Here is a 24,781-nt window from a genome sequence, read left to right as displayed (position 1 = left end):
CCCACACAGGCATGCACCCACACCGCACTATGACCACAACATTAACGGGGGCAATCCGCATGTTGCCACTGGCGCTGCTCATCTTCGCCGGCAATCTCAGCGCCGAACGCTGGCTGATTCTGCCGCCCCGCATCGAGGGTGGCTCTGCGGCGATGCCTGCGGCCGACCTCGCGAGGGGCATGGCGCTTTACCTGCGTGCGAGCCGCGTCAATGAAATAGCAGGCGTTACCGAGGCAGAGGCATGCCTCAAAGAAGCGGGAGTGAACACGGCGCAGCGGGTGCAGCCTGAATCGCTGAAACAGGTTGCCAGAAGCTGCAATGCCGAACGGCTGCTCCTGACCCGCGTGCGCCTGCGATCAGACAGAGCCGAAGTTACCAGCAAAGTCTATTACAGCGAAGCGGGCCAGGTTACCGACACGCTGACAACCGAAGGCCCTGCTCTGCTCGATGCAGTCGGCAAAAACCTGCACGAGCGTTTCGGGCGCACGCCGCACGCCGACAAAGGTGAAGGGGCCGACCTGATGGTTGCAGGCGACCTTTTCGGCGCAGGCTATTTCGAATGGCAGCGCTTGCAGAATGACCTGCCGCAATTCGACGCTGTGCGCACAAGTTATTGCCTCGTCGATAAGAATGGCTCGGTGCAGCAGGCATTTTTCGCAGGTGAAGCAGCCAAACAGCGCGAATACCTTAAGAAGCTGCGGCATGAAGGCCAGGGTGATTTTGCGATTAATTCGCAGATGTCAGAGTGTCTGGCGAAAGGCCTCGACGCGGCACGGTCTTCGGGCCGGCGCGCGACGGTTCTGCTCGTGGTTTCGGCTCACCCCCAATCGAACGGCGCGCAGATTTCAGCCAGGGCATCGCTGCGTAAACTCGCCAGAAACACGCGGCTCGTTGTTGCACCGGCAAGTTCGCTGGACATAGCCGCACAGAAGTTTTGGGTGCAGATTGTGCGCGAACTTGGCGATGCGGCCACTTTACGGCCCATGGCGCAGCACGTTCGCGTCGGCCTCTCATCGGGACAGGAGTGGCATATTTTTCGCGCGACCGGCCGCATCTATGAGCTGCGTAACGCCAACCCCGACAGGCTGCAAGGCGGCATCGCGATTCCTGAAAAATATTCCGACATGGCATCACCCGCAGATCTCGTGAAGCTCTATGGACTGCTCTCGGGCAATAAGGTCGTCTCTTCGACGCCTCCCGAAATTTATGCCGAGCCGTTATTGCAAACGCTGCGCAGCACCTACAAACCCGGCGCAGCGAGTGGCGCTGTGCTGTGGCGCGTGTTGCTCGAACAGGCAGGCCAGCGTTACTATCTGAGTCTCACGGCAAACGACGCACAGAAACTGGCAGTAGGTGAACCGGCGCGTATCTTTGCAGAACTCAAGAGTTCACATACCCGCGATGTGCTGCAAAACAGCGCGACGCCGCTCATTGTCATGAAGCGCGCAGATGAGAGCGCAGCGGCATTCGAGCTCAATGTGAGCGAATACATTCGAAATCCGCAGCGATATCTGCGGCAATCCCTTGCGGGCCGTTCGTTCTATATTTTTACAGGAAAGGTCTTGCAGATACTGCCGCCTGAGAGCGATGCAATCGAAGACGGCTTTTAGCGACGCCTGCAAATGAGCGCCAACCTTCATCTGCTTTCGAACAGAAGCTTTCTGTATTTTATCGGCTTTCGTACCTCGATGGTGCTGGGATTTCAGATCGTCGGCACGATCGCGCACTGGCAGGTTTACGCAATTACCCGCGATTCGATCTACATCGGGTATCTGGCACTTTCAGAAGTTTTACCGGCGATCGCGATGAGCCTTTTGGGAGGTTACTGGGCAGATACGTTTAACCGGCGCATCATCGCGCTCATCGGCACGGCGTTCACGATTCTCAGTACATTACTTCTGTTACTGGCGGCCTCAGCAGATAACCTGACGAATATCTGGCCGCTCTTCGTCGCCGTGGTAATCATTGGCATCGGGCGCGGCATCATCGCGCCGGCGAGCTCGGCACTGCTCGGCGAAATTGTACCCCACCATTACTTTGGCCGGGCTGCGGTCTTCAATTCGATCGGCTGGCATATTGCACTCATTACCGGGCCTGCTTTTGCCGGTATCATGTATGAAAAATACTCTGCGGCTCTCTGCTACCGCTATGCGATGGCGCTGACACTCGCCTCGGGCACTTTTTTGTTTCTGCTGAAGGCGCCGAAACGCGAAAAGAAGCCGCGCGAGAAGATTACCGTGGCAATTGCCAAAGGATTTCAATTTCTGCTGAAGAACAAGATTGTGCTGGGTGCTATGAGCCTCGACATGTTTGCCGTGCTGTTTGGGGGAGCTATTGCATTACTGCCGGCATTCAGCGACCAGATTTACATGCGCGGCGCTTCAGGTCTCGGGTACCTGCGCGCAGCCCCGGCGCTCGGTGCGGCGATCATGGGCCTCTTGCTCGTGGTTTTTCCGATACGCAGGCACGCCGGCAGAATTCTGCTCTGCGCAGTCGGCGCATTCGGATTCGCGATTATCGCCTTTGGCCTCAATACGCATTATTATCTGGCGATTGCTATTCTGGCGTTCAGCGGCCTGGTCGACAACATCAGCGTCGTTCTGCGCTCGACAATTCTGCAGACACACACGCCCGATGCGATGCGCGGCAGGGTTGCCGCCGTAAATTCTATCTTTATTGCGTCATCGAATGAAATCGGCGCATTCGAGAGCGGTTTCACGGCCAAGTATATGGGGCTTGTACCGGCCGTGGTTTTTGGCGGCAGCATGACGATTGTTGTTGTGGTGATCATCGCTATAGCATTGCCAGAACTGCGGCGCCTGCAATTTACCGACTCGCAGAAGTAGCGACGATCACCAATTCTTCACATAACACGCCGAGCTGAAGACATCGCCGCGACAGGCAAAGGGCAGGTTATAATAATCGCCCTCGCGCAGGTTTTCGATGCCCATGTGAAGCGGATTCGCCACATTCTCAACAAAGCTCGAACGAAAGCGAAAGTTGAGCGTCGCCTTGCCCTGCCCACCTGAGGCGGCTTCGGCCCGCATGCTGACGTCAAATTCGCCCGCATCGAAACTGAGCTTTTTCAGGCTAACCGCACCGGCGTTGAAACTCGCCTCAATCGCAGCAGATTCAAATTCGGTATCTGAGAATTTTTCTTCGAGTTTATGCAACGGGCCATTCAATATTCCCTTTTGCAAGAAGCTGTCTTTGATCTTTCCACGGCCAATCGCTGCGATTAACGAGCCGGTCACATTCTTCTTGATCGCGTCGAGATTCTCACCGGCAAATACCAGATCGCAGCGCCCGTCGAGCACGGCGAAAACAGTTGCCTTGAGCTTCAGCGCTTCGCTTAGGTCCTGCGTTTTGATTTTGCTGAGGGTTAGGCGCGCAGCATGGCGTTCGGCGGTCGTATCATAGGCATATGACCCGGTAATCGTGCCGCGCGAAAAACCCGTGGAGATTTTTTCGAGACGAATACCTGCCGGCGTGCGCATAAACTGCGCCGAGAAAGGTGCGAATTCTATTGCCGCACCCGTGCCCTTGTCGCCCGAAAATAACTGGTTCGGCTTCAGCACCTTAAAGTCGACGTTGCCGCTCGCGACCGGCGTACCGCCCGCAAACTGGATATTCGCACTCGCCTCGAACGGCTGCCCGCCGAGCTGAAGCTTTTGCTTGCTGAAGGCTATGTTTTTTCCCTGCAGGCTGGCATTCAATACCTCGGCGCTGACGGCAGGCAGGCCGCCGCGCTGTACCGAAAGATTTGTTGCCTTGAGGTACGCGCTCGGTACTGAGTTCTCGTACTTACCGGAAAGATGCAGGCTGCCCTTGATATTTGCCGCACCGGAGATTTTTCCGGCCAGGGCTGAAAGTTCGGCGGCGAGGGCGAAAAGAACTTTCAAATTTTGTTTTTGGTCAACACCTAATTCAGAGTATTCGAGGCTAAGACCGGGGCCGGTGAGTTTGCCCTGCCCCGAGGTTAAGGCTAGCTTGACGATATCAATCCCCACTTCGCCGGCCCACACGAGATCTAAGCGCAATGGCTGCAGCACGCCAATAGTAGCCGTTTCAGATTTCAGCGTGATCACCTGCCCCGACGATTTTACGGCGAGGCTGCCATTCAGCGTTTGCAGGCGCGAATCGAAAACACCCAGATTGAGGCCGGTACATTTCAGCGTGCCGCTGGTTTTGTGGGCCTCACCCACCGTCTGGCCCGCAGCAATTTGCCTGACAAAGCCAATGAGGTTAGCGCTCTCAATATCAAGGTCAGCGTCAATACGCGACGCATCGGCAAACTGCATCGCTCCGGTCAGTCGCTGCCGCTCAGCAGCATAGTCGAGCTTTGCTTCAAAGCTCGTCTTGCCTAAGGGTATCGGCAAGACCCTCACTTCATGCAATATCGCCCCATTGGTCACGCGCAGCGATTTGAGCCTGAAACGTGCGTCGCTGCCAGAGCGCTGCGATTCACCGATATTCGCTTCTGGCGCGACATTTTTGCCCTGCCAGCTGCCAACATCGGTCTTCGTACCTGCAGGCCGTTCGGTGAAGAAGTTCACCTCAAGGCGATCGAAGTGCGCACCGCGTACCTCTACCTGTTTCTTTAAGAGTGGCGCAAGCGCAAGATCGAGCGAAACTATGTTCGCCGAGACGAAACACCTGTCTGAAACCATGCGCGGGTTCTTGAGACAGATGCGCCTTAGGCGCACATCGCCTGACCAGGTCAGGTCAACTTCATCGACTGTGAGTGAAAAACCACTGTATTTCTGGGCGAGAGCAGAAATCTCTGCCTTTATTTTTTCCGATGAGAAGTTCTTTCTCAGATACCAGACACCCGCTACCGCTGCCATCAGCAGCAGAGCGAGTGCGACCAAGAACCATCTGAGAAGCGTACGCCGCCGCACGGGCGTACTCGAAGCGGGAGCGTCTTCAGCCAACGATTGCGGCAGCAATGATGATGGCAATGCCGAGCATCATGCAGCCGAAAACAATCGCCATTGCCCGGTTCTGTTTATCGGCAATTTCGCCCCAGATATCCCGCGGGTGCACCCAATCGATGATCGCAAAAGACAGCACCATCACCACAATGCCAATTACCGAATAGACCAGAACAGCCAGTACATGCTCAAGGTCGAGCAAGGGCAATTTGGTGCGCACGGGCTCAGCCGCCTGTGCAAACGCCGCGCCGGCGAGCAGCAGATAGAACATCAATTTTTTCATGGTGACCTCTTCACTTTCAGATTCTCTGACAAAATTTTATAATTCAGTTTTTTCATGGTTATTTGCCGCCACCAGAGAGTATGCGCGGCATGTAGACAGACCTGAACGACGTCGGGTTAGCCCGTATATTTTTAACATTCAGGTTTTGCGCGGTCATGGGCTCTTTGCCGCCAGCCTGCGTCAGCATGCGGTGCGCCGACCAGACAAACATCATGAGCGAAAGCGGCAGAAAGACGTACATTTTCAGAATGTCTTTCAACATTATCTTTCCCCTTCTTTCATGCGGTAACGAATGTAATAATAGATCAGAAAGCCAATAAGCGTAAAGACAAAAAGTACGGCCGAACCGACCGAAGCGACGTCACGCTTGGCATTCATGGTAATTGTCAGCTTGGGCGCAAATGCCCTGCCGGGAAAATCCATCGGCAGAAGTTTACCCGTCTTGCCCGCTGCTGCCGGGGCAGCAGCCTGCGGCGGCGCTGTGCCGGCCGCTGCCGCTGCGGGTTCATATTTGGCCTGCAGTTCAGCAACGAGCTGCGCTTCGCGACCCTTGTAGGTTCTTAGCAGCGCATCAGTCTGCGCAGCTTTCGCCGGGTCGTACTTTTTGAAGAGGGCAATTATGCGCATGCGCGCCTCGGCAGGCGACAGCTTCAGCGGAGCAGCGCTTGCCCCAGCAGTCTTGCCAGGTTGCGCCTTGCCGAGCATGCCCGTAGCCGGCACGGGCGGCGCATCGATGCGCTGTCCGTAACGCAAGAGCGAAGTCTTGAATTCAGCCACGCCGACATTGGTTGCTCCGGCGACAAAGAGGTAATACGTGCCTGCGGGCATCTTTTCCGTTTCGAATTCGGTATCGTTGCTGCCTTCTGACCAGGCGTCTTCTCCGCTGCCGCCGTAGTAACGCGAAAGCTCCCCATCGTAAATATAACCCGCGCCGGTCGCCTCATTGATCATGAAGACATTGAAACTGATCCATTGCTGGCTCAGCGAAGATGAAAATCTGAATTCGACGTTCGTTTCTTTCGGCAGCTCAATCTCGCCGGGTTCAAAATTGAATTCGAGATAATCGGTCGCACCTTCGGTTTTGTATTCAAACTCTGCGGAGTTCAGAGACAGCGTGCGGTTCAACACAGGCTTGCTTTCTGCACGCCCCGATACAATAGAACACGTGACTGTTGTCGCCAGAAACAGCATCGCCGACCATGCGAGGGCAAACAAAAACCGCCGTTTCGCCGGGTTGGGCTCGCACATGCCAAACCCAACTTTCGCGGGCATTTCTTTGAGGTCGAATGCAGCCTGAATCTCTTCGGGATATTTATATTCGCCGATAGACCAGTTACTTTCGGTCAGACGCCGGTTCTGCGTTATTTCGTTCAGCTCTTCGCCGCGATCGGCGTTGCTGCGCTTCGCCTCGTTCGCCAGATCTTCGAGTTCTTTCTTGCTGTATTGTTTACCATTCTTGTCGACATAGGCATACACTACTTCGCACGAAGCCTGGTAAGGGGGATTTATATATTCAGTGACTTCATTTTCTTCGCCCAGAGATGCCTGCCACGGAAACTCGCCGACGATACTCTTAACGGTCGCATCGTAATGTGTGAAATATTTGAGTTTTTTGCCGGCGAGCTGAATCTTGCCGGTGGGGCCGGTCATGCCCGGTCTGCCAGAGGAGTCGAACCCGAGGCCGGGTTCTGAACGCACCAAAGTCCAATGGCCAGAACTTTCTACGAGGTAGCGATACCCATGGTACGGATTAAACAGCAAGTATTCGCTCCACTCGCCACCGTCGTCGTCGCCACGTACGACCATGCCGACACACTTAAACTCGACGCCACCCAACCTGCCTGTGGCCCCGAGGGGAATCCACATACGGTATTTGAGCTTTTCGTTGTACTTATCGCGCAGCACGAGCACGTCGTGCTCAGGCTCAAGTATTGAACTGCAATAAGGGCAGCGGACTGTCTGCGATTTGCCCGGCAGTTCAAGATTTACCGGGCCGCCGCAGTTGGGGCATTTAAATCCTTTAGCCTCTACGGGCGCCGATTCTTGCGGCGCGAGGCTATCGTTCACGCGTTCGCTCATGACGCGACCTCGGCGGCCGAAGCCTTGAAACCATAAACCGAACGAATTCGCGTTAAATTCAGATCGCTGAAAAGCAGCGGCCGGCCGATAAACACCAGCGGGGCACCTGCGGTGAGCCCGGTCGAACCGTCTTCGCTGAAATCGATCGTTGCAAACGTGCCGTCGTGGCGTACCAGATCGACGACGGGCGCTTCATACGCTGTCTCGAACGGAAAGGGAAGTTCACCTTCGCCCGAAACCACCTTACTTGTCTGCATGTCTTTGACAAAAAATTCTTTGCCGTCGATCGTTACGGGCGCACCCGCATAAAGATTGGCAAATTCAAGATTCTCGGGTATTTTTGCGTCTTTTTTTAGCCGCGTATAAAAATAAAGTCCGCTCGCTTCACCGAGCCAGGCATCGTCACTGTCAATCGAGATATACCATTCGTTCCAGAAGCCGAGCCCAAACTGGTACTGAATGCGGCCCACGATCTTGAAAGTTTTGCCATCGATTGTGCCTGTTGTGCCGAGCTGCAGGGGTGAGCCATCTTCGACGAGTGCGGCGGTTTTGCCGACTTCTTTGAGCGCATCTTCTGTCTGTACGGACATGGTACGGCAGTACTTGCAAACGGCATAAAGACTGTGCGCATTTTCGAAAGTGAGCGGGGCACCGCATGAAGGGCAACTCGATTGCTTCACGGCGGACAATCTGGCAAATGGCGTTTAGATTGTCATGCGAAAAAGCCTTGCAACAGGCTCGTGATTCTGATTTTTTCAGAACTGCCTTAAATGATTTACTGCTCCACTTGATTTTTGGTATGTTCTGCAAATGCCATTGCCCTCGATTGAACAGGTTGACGTTACCGGTAAAAAAATTCTGCTGCGCGTCGACTTTAACGTACCGCTCGATAAAACCACCGGGGCGATCAGCGATGACACCCGCATTGTCAAGAGTCTGCCGTCGATCGAGCTGATGCTCTCACGCGGTGCAGCTTTGGTCATTATTTCACACCTCGGCCGACCCGAAAAAAAGGGCGACCCAGCGCTTTCGCTGAAGCCCATCGCCGAGCGCCTCGGCAAACTACTGCCGGCAACCAGCGTGCATTTTTCACCTGAGGCGGTCGGTCCGGTTGCCGAAGAAAAGGCCGCGAAACTGCAGCGCGGTGAAATACTCGTACTCGAGAACATCCGCTACTATGACGAAGAAACTGCAAAAGACGAAAAGGTTCGTAACGATTTTGCCAAAAAGCTCTGCAAACTTGCAGATATCTATGTAAACGACGCCTTCGGCGCGGCGCACCGCGCGCATGCCTCAATCTACGAGTGTGCAAAACTGCTGCCGGGCTACGCAGGGCTGCTGCTCAAGAAAGAAATCGACATTCTCGAGAAACTCGTGACGAACCCACCCCGCCCGTTTGTCGCAATTATTGGCGGCTCAAAGGTCTCGAGTAAACTTGCTGTGCTCGAAAACCTGATCACCAAAGCCGACTCGATTCTCATCGGCGGGGCGATGGCGTATACTTTTCTGAAATCACGCCTGATCGAAGTCGGTACATCGATGATCGAAAAAGATTACCTAAGCCAGGCTTTTCAGATTATCGACAAGGCTGCCTACAACAAGCGCGAGCTGCTGCTGCCCGAAGACCATATTGTGTCATCTGAATTTGGCGAAAAGGGCAAGATTAAAACCGTGAAGCGTTCAATCCCCGACGGGTTTATGGGCATGGACATAGGCCCCAAGACTGCAGACCACTATGCCAAAGTGATCAAGGGTGCCAAAACCGTTCTTTGGAACGGCCCAATGGGTGTCTTCGAAATGAAGAAATTTGCTTCGGGCACGCTCTCCATTGCCAAAGCAATGGCGAAGGTTAAGGGCACCACGATTGTCGGGGGCGGCGATTCGATTTTTGCCTTGTCGCAGTCGGGCCTTGAAGACAAAATCACGCACGTGTCTACCGGCGGTGGTGCAACGCTCGAATACCTCGAGGGCAAGAAGCTGCCAGGCGTTGAAGCGCTGATGAAATAGGGCTCTCTTCGGCAGAGAGACTCTGGTAGAATCGTAATCCTCACGTGACTGAAGGCCCATCATCAGCATGATCGACTGGCAAGACAAACTTTCATCGGTCGTGCAAGAGCTGAAGCCTTCGGGTATTCGCCAGTTCTTCGACATCGTCGCAACGCGCAAAGACTGTATCTCGCTCGGCGTGGGCGAACCCGATTTTGTTTCACCGCAGGTCGTGATCGACCATTCGATTCAGGCGCTCAGAGACGGATATACCCATTACACGGGTAACGCGGGCCTGTTGTCGCTGCGCCGTGAAGTGTCGCGGTATCTCGAAAAAGAATACGGGCTGAGCTACAACCCCGAGAAAGAAATTCTGATTACCGTCGGTGTCTCGCAGGGAGTCGATCTGGCATTCAGGGCCATTCTCAATGCCGGCGACGGTGTTCTGTATCCTGAACCCTGTTATGTATCTTACGACCCAATGATTCGCCTTGCGGCCGGCGTGCCGCAGCTGGTGCACGCGACTGCTGAAAATGATTTCTCGCTCAAAGCGCGCAACATCGCTGAAAAGGTCGATGCGCATGGCGCACGCAGCAAGGCGCTCTTTCTCAACTATCCTTCAAACCCGACCGGTGCGTCGATCGGCAAAGACGAACTCCTGAACATCGCCAAACTCGCCGAAGAAAAGAACCTGATCGTTATTTCAGACGAAATCTACGGCGAGCTCAGCTACGAAGAGAAACATATTCCTTTCCCTACTTTGCCCGGCATGAAAGAGCGCACGCTGCTTTTGGGCGGTTTCTCGAAAGCCTTTGCGATGACGGGCTGGCGCATCGGTTATGCCTGCGGCGATGAGAATCTCATCAAGGCAATGACGAAAATTCACCAATATTCGATGCTGTGCGCGCCGACGCTTGCGCAAATCGCAGCCGAAGCGGCGCTGAAATATGCGCTCGGCGAACGCGACAAAATGCGCGACGAATACCGCTTGCGGCGCGACCTGATCGTGAAAGGCTTCAACGACATGGGCCTCAAATGTTTCATGCCGCAGGGCGCGTTCTACGTTTTCCCCGATATTCGCGGGGCTGGCAGAACCTCGATGGATTTTGCCAAAGAACTGCTTGAGGCGCAGAACGTTGCCGTTGTTCCGGGCACCGCTTTCGGCGCGTCGGGCGAAGGGTTTATCCGCTGCTCTTATGCAACAGCCCGCAGGGAAATCGAAGCCGCTCTCACGAAGATTGCGGCTTTCGTCAAAGGCTAATCCCTCGCGGCCTCAGGCCGCGCGGTAATCTTTAGCAATCCACCTCACGAACGCGCACGACGGCGCAGCAATTTCCATTGTATCGCCGTTTCTTCAACGGCATCTTGCAGGCGTGCATAACGCTCTTGCATCAGCTCGAAACGGCGCTGGGTGGCCTGCACGGCATCGGTCTTCATGCGGTTGCGGATTTCATTCATCACCGTAGCACGCCGCCTGAATGCAGCAAAGGTCTCATCGAGCTGCGCACGAAAGAGCTGCTGGCGCTCTTCGGTCCAGCCCCATTTCTCCAGTTTTGAGAGCAGCTCGCCCTTTTGCATCTGCATGCGCCGCTGTTTGATGGTTGTGTCGGGCACGCGCTTGAGATTCGAAGCAAGGCGCAGATATGACAAGAGCTTAATTGCCCATTTTCCCGGATCGTACTGGTACCAGCGCACGCCGTTGCGGTAGTCGTTCGCGAATTCGTGGTGAAAGTTGTGGTAGCCTTCGCCCCACGTGAAGAATGCGGTGATCGCGTTGTCGCGTGCGGTGTGCTTATCGCTGTATGGCTGCGAGCCGGCAATATGGCAGAGTGAATTGATAAAAAAGGTGGAGTGATGCGTAAAGACGAGGCGCAGAAACCCGGCGATGAGAAATCCCCCCCATATGTCGCCCCAGAAGATACCGGCGATGGCCGCAGGCAGAACAAAGTTGGCGGCAATTGCCAGCGGCATGAAGTAGCGGTGCTGAAAAAATACGAATTTGTCACGAAAGAGGTCGGCATTGTGCGATGGCCGCCAATCGCGTGCCCTGGTTTTGAAGATCCAAAGCATGTGCGCAAACCAGAAGCCTTTGGTGATGCTGTACGGGTCTTTGTCGCGGTCGACAAACTTGTGGTGCGTGCGGTGGTCGAGCGACCACTCGAGCGCCGAACCCTGCAGGCCCAGGAGACCGATGAGCAGCATAACGATGCGCACCGGCAAAGCTGCTTCGTATGAACGGTGCGAAAACAGCCGGTGGTAGCCGGCGGTTGTGCCCATGCCAGCGACGGTGGCAATCACCAGCGCCAGCACCAGCGTCGCTGAAGTAAGCGTACCGGTAGTCATGAAATACGCAAGCGAACCAAAGCCAATGACCGGTGATAGGCTAAGAAACGCGATCGATACCCATTGGGTTCGGCCGACGGGCGGCCGTTTAACAGCAAGTTTCATCAGTAGTGAGATGCCTGAGTATCTTCCCCGGTTGCAAAATAATGACGCCACTGTCAGTATATAGTGCGGCGCATTAACGGGACTTGCGAAATTCTGCAGTCAGCGCGGAAAGAAAAGTACGCGATGGTTCAGAGAATCGGCAATGTATAGTCCTGTTTGGTCAACGTCGAGCCCAGGAGGAAAGTTCAATGAACTTGCCGATAGTCCCCCATTGTTCGCGGTGTTTGCCGTAAAACTGCCGCCCTGCCCCCATACGCGCGTGGCCACAGTGGCCTCTGGAGCGAAATAGAGCACGCGGTGATTGTTGTAGTCTGCCACATAGATACCACCTGCGAAAAAGCGAATACCCCACGGAGAATTTAACGAACCAGCTGTTGTACCCGCCGTATTCGACGTAAAGTCTGGCTGCCCATAAACACGGCTGGCGGTCGTCGACGTACCGGGAAAGAAAACTATTCTGTTGTTCCCCGTATCTGCAACATACAACCCGTCGGGCGCAATCGCCAAACCACGTGGACCGTTGAGGCTTGTAGCCGAAGTCCCTGCCGTATTCGTGGTATAGTTTGGCTGGCCATAAACACGATCTGCCGTGGTTGATGTGCCCGGGTAATGCAATATGCGATTATTGAAAGTGTCTGCCACGTAAACACCTGTCGCATCTGCGGCAGTGGAATCGGGATTGAATAGCCCCTGGTCTGTAGTAGAGGACGCAAATGTCGCGTAATTGCCGGCCTGTCCGTAGACGCGACCGCCCAAACCCGACGCCGCATCAATATTTGTGCCCGCGAAGTAGAGAATACGACTGGACTCAATATCGTTCAGGTACACGCCAGAATTATCCGCAAAGACTGATGGTACATTGCCATATGTGCCCTGGCCACGACAAGTCTGCGAATTCGGAGTGCCACCAAAAATCCGCGTGTTAAAATTACCACTTTGGCAGTAGACACGCGTGGCACTCAGAGAAACCCCGGGAAAGTACAGGGCGCGATTATTGTATTGATCGGCCACATAGATGCCATTGTCAGAGACCGAAACCGTAAAGGCACGCTCAAAACTCCTGTCGTTGGGCGTGGCCCCACCAGAGACGCAGCCCGAGTTATTGTTGTTGATCACATTACAGGTGAATGAACCATTCTGTCCATAGACGCGCGTGGCCGTTAGTTGCGGCTGTGTCCAGGCCGCATAGGCAGCTGACCCCGAAGCGGGTCGCGAGCTCAGGGTTTCCCAAAGTGAGCCGGCGTTCGAGCCTTCGAGTACGAAAAGATCCTGCTTTGTATCGCCAGCTTCACTGCCTGAGAGAAACACCAATTCGCCAGCTTTCGCGGCTGCATGGAGTACGCTCAGAGATTTCACATTGACCTTCGCATTCTTGAAGACCGCCGCAAGCTGCGTCAGCTCTGCGCCCTGAGCGCCGTGTGACACACTCACGACAGCGCCATTCACGAGCGCAAGAAATGCGTCCGACTGGCCCGTCGTGTCCGCTGATACGTGGAGCACAGCTGTTGCATCGGTGCTGGCTGATATGCGCGTCATGCCCCGGGTATTCTGCATCGGCTCAAAATAAAACGGTTGCGATGCAGACGCATGTTTGGCGAACAGTTTGCCCCCGGTTGCGTCGATACCCAGAAGCGTTGAACGCGCCAGAGTCGCCTGGGCGATCGATGACAACGCCGCCACATTATAAGGCGTCGCCGTCGGTGTTAGCTCGGCGTATTGTATTATACCGGCATTAGCCAGATAAATGCGCAGCAGTGCGGAGCTCTTCGTTGCGACAAAACTCACTGCGGTGGCCGAATTGAGCGGCGTGCCCCCCACAGTAAATACCGTCGGCGTGCTGAAAGCAGGCAGCCTGGCGTCGTCGTTGTATGCAGCCAGAGACCGCGCCACCAGAATGTTGTGCGTCCCGGCGGTACATCCGCCACAAGAGCGGTCAGAACCGAAAACAAGCATGAGAAAACCATCTGGCATTTTCACGACGTACGGATTATACTCCGTTGTGGCGGATTGTGAAATGGGTGAGCCATCGGCGAGGCGCAGAGATGCGTTGCCGCTAAGTTTGGCAGGAGACACATCGCCTTTGCAGGCCATCAGCCCCAAACACATTGAAAATCCAGCCAATAACTTCATTCCTTTCATTGTAACTCCTAGTGTCCCCCACCGCCCTGCGGGCACCTCCCCCGCTTGCGGGGGAGGACGGGAGGGGGATCAAAACACCAACGTCAAACTAACAATATGCGCCTGCCTCAGCACACGCCCATCTGAACCATCGGCGGCAGTGGTCGGGTAAGCCTCGCCGGGTTTAAACACTCCAAAACCATAGAAGAACTGCAGGTCGCTGCGCGCAGTGACAGTAAGCCCTACATCACCCGCCATGCCGACATCAGATGACGCCTCGGTCGCGCCGGAATCTGAAATACCACCGGTAGGCGAGCTTTTACGGTAGAGCGAATACTTCGCCTGCAGGCCGACGTTGCGCCCCCAATACCAGAATTTCAGCGGCCGCAGCGCAAAACCGCCGCGGTAGATCTGTAAATTCGTGAGTCGGGGCTTCAGCGCAAGTCCGCCCGAATAGGCCCCAAAGCTTTGAAACGCATTATAACTGCCTGCCGTGTTCGACTGCGAAGCCGTGCCAGCACGAGCTGCATCCGCATCGCCCGAGCCCATCGCAAATTCGCCGCTCAGCCGGGTGTCAGTCGAGGTCAGCACCGGCAGCGAATAATCGAGCCGCGCAAGCACCGCTGCAGCCATGATGTTTGTCTGCAGCGATTCACCATTTGAAGTGAGATTATACGCATTACCGCCCTGGTAGATACCGTCGACACGATACTGCAGTTTTGCATTCACAATGTAACCCAAAGCGCCCAGCCCCGCGTAATACGGATTGTATTCATAGCGCGTGACGACCGCAGAACTTTCTTTGATCAGGTCTTTGCTGTAGACGCCGTAGGCCATCGCCGTGGTATTCAGCGGTCCAAAATCAAAGGCGCGGCTGGTGTACTCGAGCGTCGCAAAGATGCGCTGGCCCGAACCGGTGACCGAGGCATCGGGCTGCAAGCCGGGTATCGTGTTGAACGGATTGGGATCTCCCCCGCAACCGTTGATATTGATGTAGCAGGCACTCTTGCCGTAGTCTGCTGAATAGAGCGCCATTGCTTTGACCCTGCCGAACGCGTAATCGCCCGAATATGCCGCCCCATCGGCAAAATTCGCGAACAGAATGCCCTGCTCTGTTTAGTAGAAGCTGCGGCCTGCAGTGACGCTGTGCCTGCCGAAATTGCCTTCGAACGAGGTGATTTCGAGAATGCCGACCGCATTTACCTGACGCTCGACGCTCGCCGGTTTTTCGGGGTAATACTTCAGCGCGAGATTGCCGCGCACCATGAAGCTGTATTTTTCGTTATACGCGTAGTTTGCAAACGGGCGGTAGTTGCCGTTCACCAGGCCTTGCTTCAAGACCTGATCTTGATAATAGGTCGTGGTCGCCAAAAGACCTGCCCGAAAAAAATGATCGGCACCGGCTGCTGGTGCCTCAAGCGGCCCGGTCGCGGCGGCAGGCTTTGCCTCTTCAGCCTGCTTCGGCTGTGCTGTTACCGCGCCGGTTACAGCCGCAATAGTCATTGCGCAAATCAACTTCTTCATGAAAATGGTGCCCCTGGTTTTTTGCTACGCTCAGAGCTTTTTGAGCGTAGGCAACCCCGTCGACGTCGGTTGCGTGACTGAATTAACGTTATTGTAGATCTGCTGAAAGTCGCTGCCCACGCCGACCTTTACGTCGCTCTGCTGCGTGAACTTTTCTTCGCTGCCTGTCTGGCCGACAGTCGTGAGATTTGCCGGGCGCACTTTCTTTTTTTCCGATTCGAGCGGTGGTATGATTTCTCCCTCTGCAGCCGCCGAATCACCCTCTGCAATTTTTGTGGGCTGACTTTTTTCGAGGCTTTCAATCAGTGCCTTCTCTTCAGCCGCAATTGCCGCTAGGTCAGCCTTTGCAGCCGCCAGTTTTGTCACGGCTGTCGCCTCGAACTGCTCCATCTTTTTCAGGTCTGCCGAATAGATCGCAACATTGTTCGAGTAAAGATTGAGCATTCGAATTGCCTGGTTCAGCCTGGCCGCATTGCGGGGTGAGTTATCTGCCTCGAGCGTCTTTATTTCATCTTTAAGCTGCTTAACGTATTCTTCTGTAGCCTTGACGCGCGCCTGCTGGTCGGCCAGATTCTTGCGTGCATTGGCAAGTTGCAGTTCAGCAGAACGAATGCGCGATTGCTGCCGGCTCATTTCAATCTGCGCAGCCGACTGAATGGCGCTTACCGTCAGCGTCTGGCCGACAAGGCGCCCGGCAATCAGCGACCCCCGTACACCCGCGACGGTCGTGGGTGATCGAATGCGAAATGCGTTTCGCGCACCTTCGGGCCCTTTCTTGACAAATGCGCTCAGCTGCCCATGGTCGATCATCATCTCACGGTCGGTGCCTGCCCCCCCCGGATTATCAAAGATCGTCACGCGTGTGTTTGGGCCGATGGCGAGCTGACCGCCCTGCGGATAGATGACCACCGCCTGGCTGCGGTACGCGGTCTGTATCATCGCTCCTGATGGTAATTTTGTCTGCGCGGTCGCATTGACCCATTTCTGCTTTTCATAAATTTGCACCGTACCTTTGAGAGATGCAAACCGTGCTTCGGCCTGAAGTGAAAAAACCCAGGTGAAAAAAAGCAGCAGCGTAAAGATCATCCCGCGCGGCGGCAAGAAACCTTTTTTCATAGAGAACCTACTTTTTGTTTTTTGTCGGCTCTTTGCCGGTCTCGGTCATCTTTTCGTAGGCTTTATTGATTTCTTCATATGAATTGCCGCCGAAAGGCTCGTATGGATTTACGGGCTTCTGCCATTTGCTCTTCGCCTCGGCCTGATCGAATGCAATTTCAAATATTGCCAGCAGCTCTTCGCCGGAAAGTTTTTTGTAGTGAGCCGTCCGCGCTTTGACAAGCCCCAGGTGTTCGGCCGATTGCACCGCATACCACTCGAGCCCGGTCAGGGCGAACATAAAGGACTTTTCGAGGCCATGCGCATTGATGGCTGCTTTACTCGCGGCACCCGCCGTCACCGGCATAATAAGGGGGATATCCCCTTTACTGAATTCATAGATTTTTTGCGCGGCAACGGCCTCACACCGACTGGCGGCCTGCGGATACTTTTCAAGTTCGCCACGCTGAATCAGTACGATGTCGCAGAGATCGCGCATGGTGGCCGCAGGAGAAACCGCTACACCGCGCAAAATTTCGAGTTCTAACGCACCCGCCCCGCCTTCGCTGTGAACGGGTTGAACAAATGCGGCCAGCAAAGCTGATACAAAGAATAACGAGAATGCCCGCGCACCAACCTGCATGGGGGGCGAAACAATACAGAGCCAAAGGCCTGCAATCCTTTTTGCAGGTATACAGGTACATCTATATGGGCTCAACATCCTATCGCCAGACGCGCAGAGCTTCAACGTAGATTGCCTGCTGCGCGCCCACAAGCCCTTTGAAACGACCATAGACCTGCACTGTTCGTTTGCCCTGTGTTTCAGAACGAGTTTCTTCTTTAACAATTTCGCTGCGGTACGCGTGGATACGGTACTCTTCGCCGTTTTCGTTGGCGATAAACTGGTAAAGCATACCCTTACCCTCGGCGATCGCATCGCGCAATTCACCGCCGATGACAACAAGGCTGTCACGCCGCAGCCTGATATCTTCGAACAGGTCTTTCAGGCGCAGATTGTCGTTGAAAGCCGCAAAATCTGGTTCGGGAATAAAGCCGACAAACAGGCGCGATTTTTCGCGCGTCTGAAAATCCGCATTCGAATGCAACAGGCGCAACAGCAGGTACCGTGTCTGGTTGACTTTGTTCGCCTTGAGATTTGCTTTGGCCCTGTCGAAATCAGCGATGATGGCCTCTCGGGTTTTATAGCGGTACAGTATCTTTGCCGGGTCGACCACCGGCATCACCGCGGCTGAATCGGCGACCTGCAATTGCGGCACCTGCGGCTCGGCAGCCCGTGCGCTGCGGTAGCGGTGGTAAAAATAACCGGTGGTGGCGACCGACATGAATGCCAGCGCGATCATCAGTCGCCACCACGAAAACGCCGCGAGCCGAATCTGCGGCAGCTTCAGTTGGCGCGGTTTGGCGTATTGCCAACCTGTCGATTCTTTCTGCGGTAGAATTGCCGGTAGCGGAGATTTCGCCGGTAGTGGTCTTTTCGGCGGCGGCAGAGTTGCAGGCAATACCACGTAGTCGGCCGCATGAAACGCGGGATTCGTGATCTCTTTGACTTTGCGAAATTTCTTGATCAGTGACCTCGCGAGCCAGCCTTCTGGCTGATCTGCGATCTGCAGGTAGTGCCACAGCGCCTTCTCGACGTCGCGGGCCAGCAGCGCATGCCATGCCTTCAGATAGTGCAAATACAGCGGGGCATCGGTTTCGTGCGGGCGGCCGGGCGTGTGCAAGAGCGCCGCTTCGAACTCGGCGAGATAATTTTCGAATTCTTTGAGGTCGGGCTCGAACGCAGCACTGATCGCCGCAAGGTAATAAGCCCAGATATTCTGCGGCTCATCTGCCAGAATTTGCTGAGCTGCGGCCTTGGCTTCAGCGAAAAGCCCGCCGCGAAACAGATCGAACGCCGCGGCTAAACCGGCCATAACGAGTACGACCAATCAAAAGTAATTGCGGCAGGCAATTACTTTTGATTCACTCTCTCAACGTAGGTCATATCGCGCAGGTCGATCTTGATCATGTCGCCTGTCTTGACGAAGAGCGGGGTTTGAATCTTGCCACCGCCTTCTACGGTTACTTCTTTGTAGGCGGTCGTCGCCGTATCGCCCCTTAGCCCCTCTTCTGCGTATTCGACCTTCGCGACAATAAAGTTCGGCGGAATCACGCTCACGGGCTTGCCCTCGTACAGCAGAATCTGGAACTCCATTCCGTCGCTGATAAATTTTAGCAGGTCTTCGAGGTCAGATTTATCGACGTGAATCTGGTCATACGTTTCACTGTCCATAAAGACCAGCTGATCGCCATCTTCAAAGTTGAAGGTCACGTTGCGCTTTTCGAGTTCAACGTCTTCGAGCATCTCGCCCGAACGCCAGGTACGCTCGACAGTCGTGCCCTTACTCAGCGACTTGATGCGTACGCGCACAATCGCCGCGCCCTTGCCCGGTTTATGGTGTTCAAAGCTCTGGATAACGACGAGGTCACCATCGACCTTGAGGGCCATGCCACGCTTGATGTGGTTCGAATTGATCATGTGGAGGTCTTTTTGCGCGAAACAGGCTGCAAAGCCTGTTTTGCGCAATAAAAAACCCGTTTACTCCGCTGGATTTTTTTCTTTCGGAGTAAACGGGCGAGAAGACGCCCACAGCAGGTTGTTTTAACCCGCCATGGCCAAACCTCCACTGGGGGGAAGTTCTCTACTATCAGCTTCGACTTTAGCCGCCGCAGACTTAAAGGCCCAATCGAAAAAAACATGTGCCATGGCCTGCCCCGGCCACAATAGGCTTTACACCCTGTTTTGCCACTCGCGCCTGACGCATGCGCGAAATCGTCAAACTCGAATCCACTGCAGGTACGGGCTTCTTTTACACCACTACCCGCAACAAGAAGGCGCAGGGCGGCAAACTCGAAGTCATGAAATATGACCCGAAGATTCGCAAGCACGTCAAATTCGTCGAGAAAAAAGCCTCCAAGTAGCGTCAGACTGAGCCCGTCGAAGTATGGCGCCGGTGGTCACCCTTCGACAAGCTCCGAGGCTGAGACCCGTAACGGGTCGCAGGGTGACAAGATTATCAATTCTTCTCTATCGACAGAATCGTCAGCTCAACGCGGCGGTTCTTCTTCTTGCCTTCAGCTGTCGCGTTCGATGCCACCGGATTCGATTCGCCATACCCGACTGCTTTGATATTTGCCCGGGGTAAACCCTTGTCGATCAGATAGTCCATCACGGCACGGGCACGGTTTTTTGACAGTTCCATATTGGCCTTTTGATTGCCGGTGTTGTCTGTGTGACCGCCGATTTCAATTTTAATCCCTTTGTAGTTTCGTAAGATTTTCGTGAGGCGGTTCAGCTCGGCATAGGAGTCTTTCGACAATTGGTACGAACCTTGTTTGAAGAAGATATTGTTGATCGGCATTTTCGCGCCCGGTTTCATCTGGGTCATTGTCAGTTCGATCGGGGTCTCTTTGGTGAAACCGTCACGCAGGTTGATGTTTGTGCTCTGCGGCAGATAACCGCCCGATTCAGCGTGAATGCCGTAAACTTCACCGATCGGCAGGTTCATCTTGAACTCCCCGTTTTCACTCGTTTCAGTGCGCGCGAGTAATGCCCCGTCGCTGAGGCGCTCAAACACAACACGCGAGGCGACACCCTGCCCGTCTTTACCGACGACCTTGCCGAAAACGATAACCGATTTTTCGGGACGCAGTTCTTCGGGCAGCGTGATGCGGTAGAGGTCTTTTCCCTTGCCGGGAGTGTCAGACGAAAAGATGGCATAGTCACCAGTCGGAGCGATTACGTAATTGATGTCGTTTCCCGTCGTGTTGATTTTGGGGCCAAGGTTAACCGGCTCGCTCCAGTGTGTCCAGGTGTTATCTTGCCGCCGTGACATGTACATGTCGAATTGGCCCGTACCGCCGGGACGATTCGACGCGAAATAGAGAGTTTTGTTGTCAGACGCGAGAAAAGGCGTTACCTCCATAAACGCTGAATTGATTTCGTTGCTCAGGTTCATCGGCTCAGACCACGAATCGTCTGGCTGCAGAAAGCTGACGTAGAGGTCCATGCGCCCCACGGTATCTTTGCGTTGCAGGTTCAGTATGAGAGTGCGTTCGTCAGCAGAGAGCGAATAGTTCACCAGGTTGGCATCGTTGTAGAAGTTCTGAATCCGCAATGGTTCGGGAAACGACCATTTGCCTTTCGAGAACCGTGTCTTTGATACCCCCGGCACCACACTGCCGTCTTTGTTATAGACATTGCCGATGTAGAGCGTCAGGCCATCGGCCGAAGTGCCAATCGGAAAATCGTATGTGCGCGAATTGAATGCGGCTTTAAGGTGTTCGGCGTCTGTCCAGGTTCCGTCAGGGCGTTTGCGGCTCATCCAGATATCCTGATCGTCACGCAGTGCGCTCGCGCCGTCGACGATAGTTCTGACGCCTACGTTGTCAGGGTGACCTTCGCGGCAGAAAAAGATGGTGTTGCCGTCTGGCGAAAGCACCGGTGCCAGCTCGTCATAACGCGAGTTCACGGTATTGCCGAGCGAGGTGATTTTCAGTTCGGCGAACACGGCCAGAGGAAACAACAAGAACAGGCTTAAGGTAAGGCGCATAGAGTATAATCGCAATTATGCGTCGCTTCGTCTTTCAAAAAACGCGACCTGCCAGCTGGTGCTGGTATGATTAAGATCGTTCTGCGCCATGAAGCATTGTTATCGTAACAATACTTCAAAATTAATCCCTGAAGCAACACTGTTATTCCAGTTCGCAATGCCGGTGTGCGGGGTGAAATGGAAACCCGAGCCATTGCCACAGGTCTGAAAGACGACCTCAGGATAAGGCTCGCCTCCGGGGACGCAGGTTGCCGTCACTTGCGACGTGGCAACGCCAGAACCCCGAATCCATGCCAGATCTACTTTGCTCGCAACATTCATTCCGGGAAAAATATTCACAGCAGAGCCCACACCGGCATAACTCAGCAAGGCGACCTGTGGGGTGCCCCGGCGGCTGATGAGATAATGCGTTGTTGAACCACTTTGCCGAAAAGCAATCTGTTGACCGCCTTTCGAGAGCGGCTCCATGCGCGAATAGGCCATAAACGCCTTCTGATTCGGGCCCGGCGAGACGACTGTGGCCATGGTGTCTGTATGCAGGAAAATACCCTGGTTGTCGTTATAGGCGGCAATGAGGGTCCAGCCGCCGGCGGTGTCGCCATCGGTAAAAGTCATATCACAGTAGGCCTGAAATGGTGCGTTTGGGCCTGCCCCATCGGTATCGAGATTATAGGTGCCTGAGGAATATGCGGGAAACAACTGGTGCAGCTCTAAACAACTTCGACGCGGCAACGATGGATTCATATCGATGGGTACAGTGAATGAACCGACAGGGTTTGGCGCATATTCACTATATTGGCCGGCCTCGCTCTGCAGGCGCACCCTGTAAAAATATGTCGTATTGACGGCCAAACCCGTAAACGTATAGGTGGTTTCTGATAATTGCCCTGAAGAAAAACCTATCGACGAGAATATTGCGTTGGTACTCAGCTCAACAGTGCTTTTTCCGGGCGGTACAACGTCCCATTTCAAGGTGACCGAAGTCGTATTCAGGCTGATTAGGCGCACGTTCTGAACGCGCACGGTTTCGATAAAACCTAAGTTCAGCATCGATCGTGTATCCGTTCTTGTACAAGCTATAAGAAAAGCCAAACAGGCAAAAAAGACATTGCTTGCGCGCGCACAGCTCCGGTGAACCATTGACCCGATTCTGTGGGTTAAGCCATCAAGTCAACGGAGAATTGTACCTGGGTACATACTCTGAAAACTTTACGCCGTCTGCGCGAGTCCCGTTGTGCCTTATGCGATACCGTCTCTTTATAGTGGCATCGGTCACGATGCTCTCTGCGACCTTGCTGCTGAATGCGCAGCAACCACCAGCGGCTGGTCAGGCACCGGCTGCAGCAACACCTGTCCCGGCAGCTGAAGCTGCCCCCGCGGCAGCCAATACGCTTGCCGAAGCCGGGCGCTGGCATTTTGGTTCAGACCCGACAGTCTGGGTCATGATCTTCATCTTCAACCTGGCGCTTTTTGTCGTGCTTGAACGCGTCTATGTGCTGCGCAAAGTGCGTGGCGACAGCGCGGGCCTCGTCGAATACCTGACCGCAGCACTGCACAAAGGTGATGCAATAGATAAGGTAGCCGAAAAAGCCGCTGAATCGCAATACGGCCTCGAAGGCCGTGTGGCAGCCCTCTCGCTCAAAGGCTGGGACAAAGGCGAGCATGCGATGAAAGAATACGCTGAGGCGGCGCTCATTGCCGAACGCCGCTCGCTTGAAAAGAGACTCGTCATTCTGTCGACACTCGGTAACAACACGCCGTTCATCGGTCTCTTGGGTACTGTTCTCGGTATCATGAAAGCCTTTCGCGACCTCGCCGAAATGGGCGACTCGGGCCCTTCTGTCGTGATGCGCGGTATTTCTGAAGCCCTGATCGCGACGGCGATGGGCCTTGCGGTGGCTATTCCCGTGGTGATCGCCTATAACGCATTATCGCGTATCGTACAAGATAAACTATCGCAGGCTGAAGAGATTGCAACCCTGATTCGGGCAATTCGCCTGAACAAATAATATGGCCGGCTCGTCGCAAAAAGGTTCTGGGCCGATCAGTGATATCAACGTCACACCGCTCGTTGATATCATGCTCGTGCTCGTCATTATTCTGATGGTCACGGCTGAATTTACCCGTTACAAAACGATACCTGTCAATCTGCCGAAAGTGAACGCGGCGGCGGTAAAAAGCGAGCCGCACCGGTTGACCGTGACGATTAAGAAAACCGGCGACCTGTTTATTCAAGATAAGCCGGCGCTAAACCTCGACGACGTGTTCGACCAGGTCAAAGCGGCGAAAGAGACCTACCCCGACCTCGCTGTGATTCTGCGCGCCGAAGGCGATCACCCGTATCGCAAGGTGCTCACTGTACTCGATAAGATAAAGGCTGCAGGCGCATCTAAGGTCGGCCTTGCGGTTGACGCAGACAAGACATACTAAAACATAGAAACCGATGAAATCGGCCGCCGGCATCTTTCTTGAACGCCGCGCGGCTCTAGCCTGGCACGACAAAGTTGAAGCGCGCGTCAGTATCGCGCTGTTATTGTTGGTCTTTCTGGCAATACCCACCTTCCTCTTGCTGATTCAGAACAGCATATTCATTGTCTATTACCTGATATATCCCCCTATATGCGCCAGCGGCATTTACCTCATGTCGCGCGGTAAGCCCTACCTGGGCAGCATCGTCGTTGTTGCGAGCGTCTACATGGTCGTGGCATTCATGTCATGGCTGATCGGCTTTGGACAGGTGCACCAGCTCAAATGGTGGATCATTGCGCTACTGCCCTGGGTGATGTTCTCTGAATCGCGCCGCGTGACGATCATCGTCATGACATTGATTCCGGTTTTTTTCTCTCTCGTGCTGCGCTATTTGCCGCAATGGGAAAGCCCATTGCTTCCCGCAGAGCGCGATTTTATCAGGCATATTCTCAGCATGTCGGTTGCGCTCGGTGGCTTCACCGCGCTCTATTTCATGCGCCGGCAGTATTTCGCGACTGAAAGGCTACGGCGGCTGGAAAACGAATTTTACTCGAACACGCTCGACAGCATTCCGCTGCCGATCATCATCAAAGACGGCATTACGCTCGAATATGTGTTCTTCAACAGCGCCGCGCAGCTGACCTATGACCTGCGGCCCGACGCCCGCAATTCGAACATCACGACTTTTTCTGAAACATCGGCCACAGCTGTCTCACGCCTCGACCAGGAGGTGCTGCGCAGCGTGACCTACCATATCGAACCCGACGAAAATCTCGTGCACACGACCGGCATACACTGGCACTTTCGCACGTATCGCATACCGCTCGAACTTGAGAGTTCTGGCAGAAGGCTCTTGATCACGATCAGCGAAGACCTGCGCGCGCTGAACCTGGCGATTCGCCGCGCCGAAGAAACCCGTGAACTCACGGCGAGGGTATTTAGTACCCTTTCGCCGCTGGTCGCCCGCTACGATATTAAGGCAAGGCGCGTGACGGTTCTGAATCCCCCTGAATGGCTGAACGCCTGGGCACAGCTTGAATCTGACATGAAAGCCTACCTCGAGTTTAATCTGGCTGCGAAGAACTTCTCTGAGCCGGGGTTAAGGCGCTCTGAGCAGTTCGTTCTTGCAGGGCGCAATTTTGAACTTTTTCTGCTCGTTGCAGCGCCGGCAAACGATGTGACCTGCATCGTGTTCGAATCAGGGCGGCCTCAATGATTAATTATTGACACTG

Annotated in this window: 23 protein-coding genes; 8 read left to right on the top strand and 15 right to left on the bottom strand. The window is 54.5% G+C overall.

Features of this window, described 5'->3' with window-relative positions:
- The first annotated feature begins 29 nt into the window (after positions 1–29).
- Both TURPA_RS15800 and TURPA_RS15795 read left to right on the top strand, forming a co-directional pair.
- Positions 30–1,610: a hypothetical protein gene (locus TURPA_RS15800; RefSeq protein ID WP_014804309.1), complete on the top strand. Its 1,581-nt coding sequence runs from the start codon at positions 30–32 to the stop codon at positions 1,608–1,610.
- Between the two features lie 12 nt (positions 1,611–1,622).
- Positions 1,623–2,846, top strand: a complete 1,224-nt coding sequence (locus TURPA_RS15795; RefSeq protein WP_014804308.1) for an MFS transporter — start codon at positions 1,623–1,625, stop codon at positions 2,844–2,846.
- 6 nt (positions 2,847–2,852) lie between these two features.
- Here the strand turns inward: TURPA_RS15795 and TURPA_RS15790 are convergent, their stop codons facing one another.
- Genes TURPA_RS15790 through TURPA_RS15770 form a run of 5 tightly spaced genes read right to left on the bottom strand, consistent with a single transcriptional unit; the run spans position 2,853 to position 7,886 of the window.
- Positions 2,853–4,901: an AsmA family protein gene (locus TURPA_RS15790; protein WP_014804307.1), complete on the bottom strand. Its 2,049-nt coding sequence runs from the start codon at positions 4,899–4,901 to the stop codon at positions 2,853–2,855.
- 25 nt (positions 4,902–4,926) lie between these two features.
- The gene (locus TURPA_RS15785) at positions 4,927–5,217 is read right to left on the bottom strand and encodes a DUF350 domain-containing protein (protein ID WP_014804306.1); all 291 of its coding nucleotides are present in this window, start codon (positions 5,215–5,217) and stop codon (positions 4,927–4,929) included.
- Positions 5,218–5,275: 58 nt separating this feature from the next.
- Positions 5,276–5,479: a hypothetical protein gene (locus tag TURPA_RS15780; protein ID WP_014804305.1), complete on the bottom strand. Its 204-nt coding sequence runs from the start codon at positions 5,477–5,479 to the stop codon at positions 5,276–5,278.
- Entirely contained in the window at positions 5,479–7,296 is a 1,818-nt protein-coding gene (locus TURPA_RS15775) for a DUF4178 domain-containing protein (RefSeq protein WP_014804304.1), read from the bottom strand. Before TURPA_RS15775 ends, TURPA_RS15780 begins: the two co-directional genes overlap by 1 nt.
- Positions 7,293–7,886: a DUF4178 domain-containing protein gene (locus TURPA_RS15770; protein WP_041948567.1), complete on the bottom strand. Its 594-nt coding sequence runs from the start codon at positions 7,884–7,886 to the stop codon at positions 7,293–7,295. Before TURPA_RS15770 ends, TURPA_RS15775 begins: the two co-directional genes overlap by 4 nt.
- A 220-nt stretch (positions 7,887–8,106) precedes the next feature.
- Here TURPA_RS15770 and TURPA_RS15765 point away from each other — a divergent pair, with 220 nt between their 5' ends.
- Both TURPA_RS15765 and TURPA_RS15760 read left to right on the top strand, forming a co-directional pair.
- Positions 8,107–9,303, top strand: a complete 1,197-nt coding sequence (locus TURPA_RS15765; RefSeq protein WP_014804302.1) for a phosphoglycerate kinase — start codon at positions 8,107–8,109, stop codon at positions 9,301–9,303.
- 67 nt (positions 9,304–9,370) lie between these two features.
- On the top strand, positions 9,371–10,543 hold the full coding sequence (locus TURPA_RS15760; RefSeq protein WP_014804301.1) for an aminotransferase class I/II-fold pyridoxal phosphate-dependent enzyme: 1,173 nt from the start codon (positions 9,371–9,373) through the stop codon (positions 10,541–10,543).
- A 44-nt stretch (positions 10,544–10,587) separates the two neighbouring features.
- Here the strand turns inward: TURPA_RS15760 and TURPA_RS15755 are convergent, their stop codons facing one another.
- The 8 genes from TURPA_RS15755 to efp all read right to left on the bottom strand — a co-directional run bounded on the left by TURPA_RS15755 (position 10,588) and on the right by efp (position 19,006).
- Complete coding sequence (locus tag TURPA_RS15755; RefSeq protein WP_014804300.1) at positions 10,588–11,730, bottom strand: acyl-CoA desaturase; 1,143 nt, start codon at positions 11,728–11,730, stop codon at positions 10,588–10,590.
- Positions 11,731–11,829: 99 nt separating this feature from the next.
- A complete protein-coding gene (locus tag TURPA_RS22150) occupies positions 11,830–13,803 on the bottom strand; it encodes an NHL repeat-containing protein (protein ID WP_157210528.1) in 1,974 nt (657 codons plus the stop codon).
- A 135-nt stretch (positions 13,804–13,938) separates the two neighbouring features.
- Positions 13,939–14,883: an alginate export family protein gene (locus TURPA_RS15745; protein ID WP_014804298.1), complete on the bottom strand. Its 945-nt coding sequence runs from the start codon at positions 14,881–14,883 to the stop codon at positions 13,939–13,941.
- A gap of 81 nt (positions 14,884–14,964) precedes the next feature.
- Entirely contained in the window at positions 14,965–15,372 is a 408-nt protein-coding gene (locus TURPA_RS15740; RefSeq protein ID WP_014804297.1) for a hypothetical protein, read from the bottom strand.
- Positions 15,373–15,402: 30 nt separating this feature from the next.
- Positions 15,403–16,458: a FecR domain-containing protein gene (locus TURPA_RS15735; RefSeq protein ID WP_041948565.1), complete on the bottom strand. Its 1,056-nt coding sequence runs from the start codon at positions 16,456–16,458 to the stop codon at positions 15,403–15,405.
- Positions 16,459–16,495: 37 nt separating this feature from the next.
- The gene (locus tag TURPA_RS15730) at positions 16,496–16,966 is read right to left on the bottom strand and encodes a hypothetical protein (protein WP_157210527.1); all 471 of its coding nucleotides are present in this window, start codon (positions 16,964–16,966) and stop codon (positions 16,496–16,498) included.
- A gap of 223 nt (positions 16,967–17,189) precedes the next feature.
- Complete coding sequence (locus tag TURPA_RS15725; protein WP_014804294.1) at positions 17,190–18,401, bottom strand: hypothetical protein; 1,212 nt, start codon at positions 18,399–18,401, stop codon at positions 17,190–17,192.
- A gap of 38 nt (positions 18,402–18,439) precedes the next feature.
- The gene (gene efp / locus TURPA_RS15720; RefSeq protein ID WP_014804293.1) at positions 18,440–19,006 is read right to left on the bottom strand and encodes an elongation factor P; all 567 of its coding nucleotides are present in this window, start codon (positions 19,004–19,006) and stop codon (positions 18,440–18,442) included.
- A 284-nt stretch (positions 19,007–19,290) separates the two neighbouring features.
- On the opposite strand from efp, the gene rpmG reads away from it, so the two are divergent.
- On the top strand, positions 19,291–19,449 hold the full coding sequence (gene rpmG, locus TURPA_RS15715; RefSeq protein WP_014804292.1) for a 50S ribosomal protein L33: 159 nt from the start codon (positions 19,291–19,293) through the stop codon (positions 19,447–19,449).
- A gap of 95 nt (positions 19,450–19,544) precedes the next feature.
- Here rpmG and TURPA_RS24170 read toward each other — a convergent pair whose 3' ends face one another.
- Both TURPA_RS24170 and TURPA_RS15705 read right to left on the bottom strand, forming a co-directional pair.
- Complete coding sequence (locus TURPA_RS24170) at positions 19,545–21,080, bottom strand: OmpA family protein (RefSeq protein WP_014804291.1); 1,536 nt, start codon at positions 21,078–21,080, stop codon at positions 19,545–19,547.
- Between the two features lie 99 nt (positions 21,081–21,179).
- Positions 21,180–22,220 carry a fibrinogen-like YCDxxxxGGGW domain-containing protein gene (locus TURPA_RS15705; protein WP_157210526.1) on the bottom strand — a complete coding sequence of 347 codons (1,041 nt, stop codon included), beginning with the start codon at positions 22,218–22,220 and terminating at the stop codon, positions 21,180–21,182.
- A 101-nt stretch (positions 22,221–22,321) separates the two neighbouring features.
- Here TURPA_RS15705 and TURPA_RS15700 point away from each other — a divergent pair, with 101 nt between their 5' ends.
- The 3 genes from TURPA_RS15700 to TURPA_RS15690 are packed head-to-tail and all read left to right on the top strand — an operon-like array spanning position 22,322 to position 24,765.
- Positions 22,322–23,089: a MotA/TolQ/ExbB proton channel family protein gene (locus TURPA_RS15700; protein ID WP_014804289.1), complete on the top strand. Its 768-nt coding sequence runs from the start codon at positions 22,322–22,324 to the stop codon at positions 23,087–23,089.
- Position 23,090: 1 nt separating this feature from the next.
- Positions 23,091–23,510, top strand: a complete 420-nt coding sequence (locus TURPA_RS15695; RefSeq protein WP_014804288.1) for an ExbD/TolR family protein — start codon at positions 23,091–23,093, stop codon at positions 23,508–23,510.
- Between the two features lie 13 nt (positions 23,511–23,523).
- A complete protein-coding gene (locus TURPA_RS15690; protein WP_014804287.1) occupies positions 23,524–24,765 on the top strand; it encodes a hypothetical protein in 1,242 nt (413 codons plus the stop codon).
- The last annotated feature ends 16 nt before the right edge of the window (positions 24,766–24,781 follow it).

This window comes from Turneriella parva DSM 21527 (assembly GCF_000266885.1).
In the GTDB taxonomy this organism is placed as follows: Bacteria; Spirochaetota; Leptospiria; order Turneriellales; family Turneriellaceae; genus Turneriella; species Turneriella parva.
Note: the sequence above shows the minus strand (reverse complement) of the source record. Positions and strands in the feature narration are given on the sequence as shown.

Bases quoted from the DNA above. Each gene is read 5' to 3' on its own strand.
- TURPA_RS15800 (WP_014804309.1), top strand. From the start codon at position 30: ATGACCACAACATTAACGGGGGCAATCCGCATGTTGCCACTGGCGCTG.
- TURPA_RS15795 (WP_014804308.1), top strand. From the start codon at position 1,623: ATGAGCGCCAACCTTCATCTGCTTTCGAACAGAAGCTTTCTGTATTTT.
- TURPA_RS15785 (WP_014804306.1), bottom strand. From the start codon at position 5,217: ATGAAAAAATTGATGTTCTATCTGCTGCTCGCCGGCGCGGCGTTTGCA.
- TURPA_RS15780 (WP_014804305.1), bottom strand. From the start codon at position 5,479: ATGTTGAAAGACATTCTGAAAATGTACGTCTTTCTGCCGCTTTCGCTC.
- TURPA_RS15775 (WP_014804304.1), bottom strand. From the start codon at position 7,296: ATGAGCGAACGCGTGAACGATAGCCTCGCGCCGCAAGAATCGGCGCCC.
- TURPA_RS15770 (WP_041948567.1), bottom strand. From the start codon at position 7,886: ATGTCCGTACAGACAGAAGATGCGCTCAAAGAAGTCGGCAAAACCGCC.
- TURPA_RS15765 (WP_014804302.1), top strand. From the start codon at position 8,107: ATGCCATTGCCCTCGATTGAACAGGTTGACGTTACCGGTAAAAAAATT.
- TURPA_RS15760 (WP_014804301.1), top strand. From the start codon at position 9,371: ATGATCGACTGGCAAGACAAACTTTCATCGGTCGTGCAAGAGCTGAAG.
- TURPA_RS15755 (WP_014804300.1), bottom strand. From the start codon at position 11,730: ATGAAACTTGCTGTTAAACGGCCGCCCGTCGGCCGAACCCAATGGGTA.
- TURPA_RS15745 (WP_014804298.1), bottom strand. From the start codon at position 14,883: ATGGCGCTCTATTCAGCAGACTACGGCAAGAGTGCCTGCTACATCAAT.
- TURPA_RS15740 (WP_014804297.1), bottom strand. From the start codon at position 15,372: ATGAAGAAGTTGATTTGCGCAATGACTATTGCGGCTGTAACCGGCGCG.
- TURPA_RS15735 (WP_041948565.1), bottom strand. From the start codon at position 16,458: ATGATCTTTACGCTGCTGCTTTTTTTCACCTGGGTTTTTTCACTTCAG.
- TURPA_RS15730 (WP_157210527.1), bottom strand. From the start codon at position 16,966: ATGCGCGATCTCTGCGACATCGTACTGATTCAGCGTGGCGAACTTGAA.
- TURPA_RS15725 (WP_014804294.1), bottom strand. From the start codon at position 18,401: ATGGCCGGTTTAGCCGCGGCGTTCGATCTGTTTCGCGGCGGGCTTTTC.
- efp (WP_014804293.1), bottom strand. From the start codon at position 19,006: ATGATCAATTCGAACCACATCAAGCGTGGCATGGCCCTCAAGGTCGAT.
- rpmG (WP_014804292.1), top strand. From the start codon at position 19,291: ATGCGCGAAATCGTCAAACTCGAATCCACTGCAGGTACGGGCTTCTTT.
- TURPA_RS24170 (WP_014804291.1), bottom strand. From the start codon at position 21,080: ATGCGCCTTACCTTAAGCCTGTTCTTGTTGTTTCCTCTGGCCGTGTTC.
- TURPA_RS15705 (WP_157210526.1), bottom strand. From the start codon at position 22,220: ATGGTTCACCGGAGCTGTGCGCGCGCAAGCAATGTCTTTTTTGCCTGT.
- TURPA_RS15700 (WP_014804289.1), top strand. From the start codon at position 22,322: ATGCGATACCGTCTCTTTATAGTGGCATCGGTCACGATGCTCTCTGCG.
- TURPA_RS15695 (WP_014804288.1), top strand. From the start codon at position 23,091: ATGGCCGGCTCGTCGCAAAAAGGTTCTGGGCCGATCAGTGATATCAAC.
- TURPA_RS15690 (WP_014804287.1), top strand. From the start codon at position 23,524: ATGAAATCGGCCGCCGGCATCTTTCTTGAACGCCGCGCGGCTCTAGCC.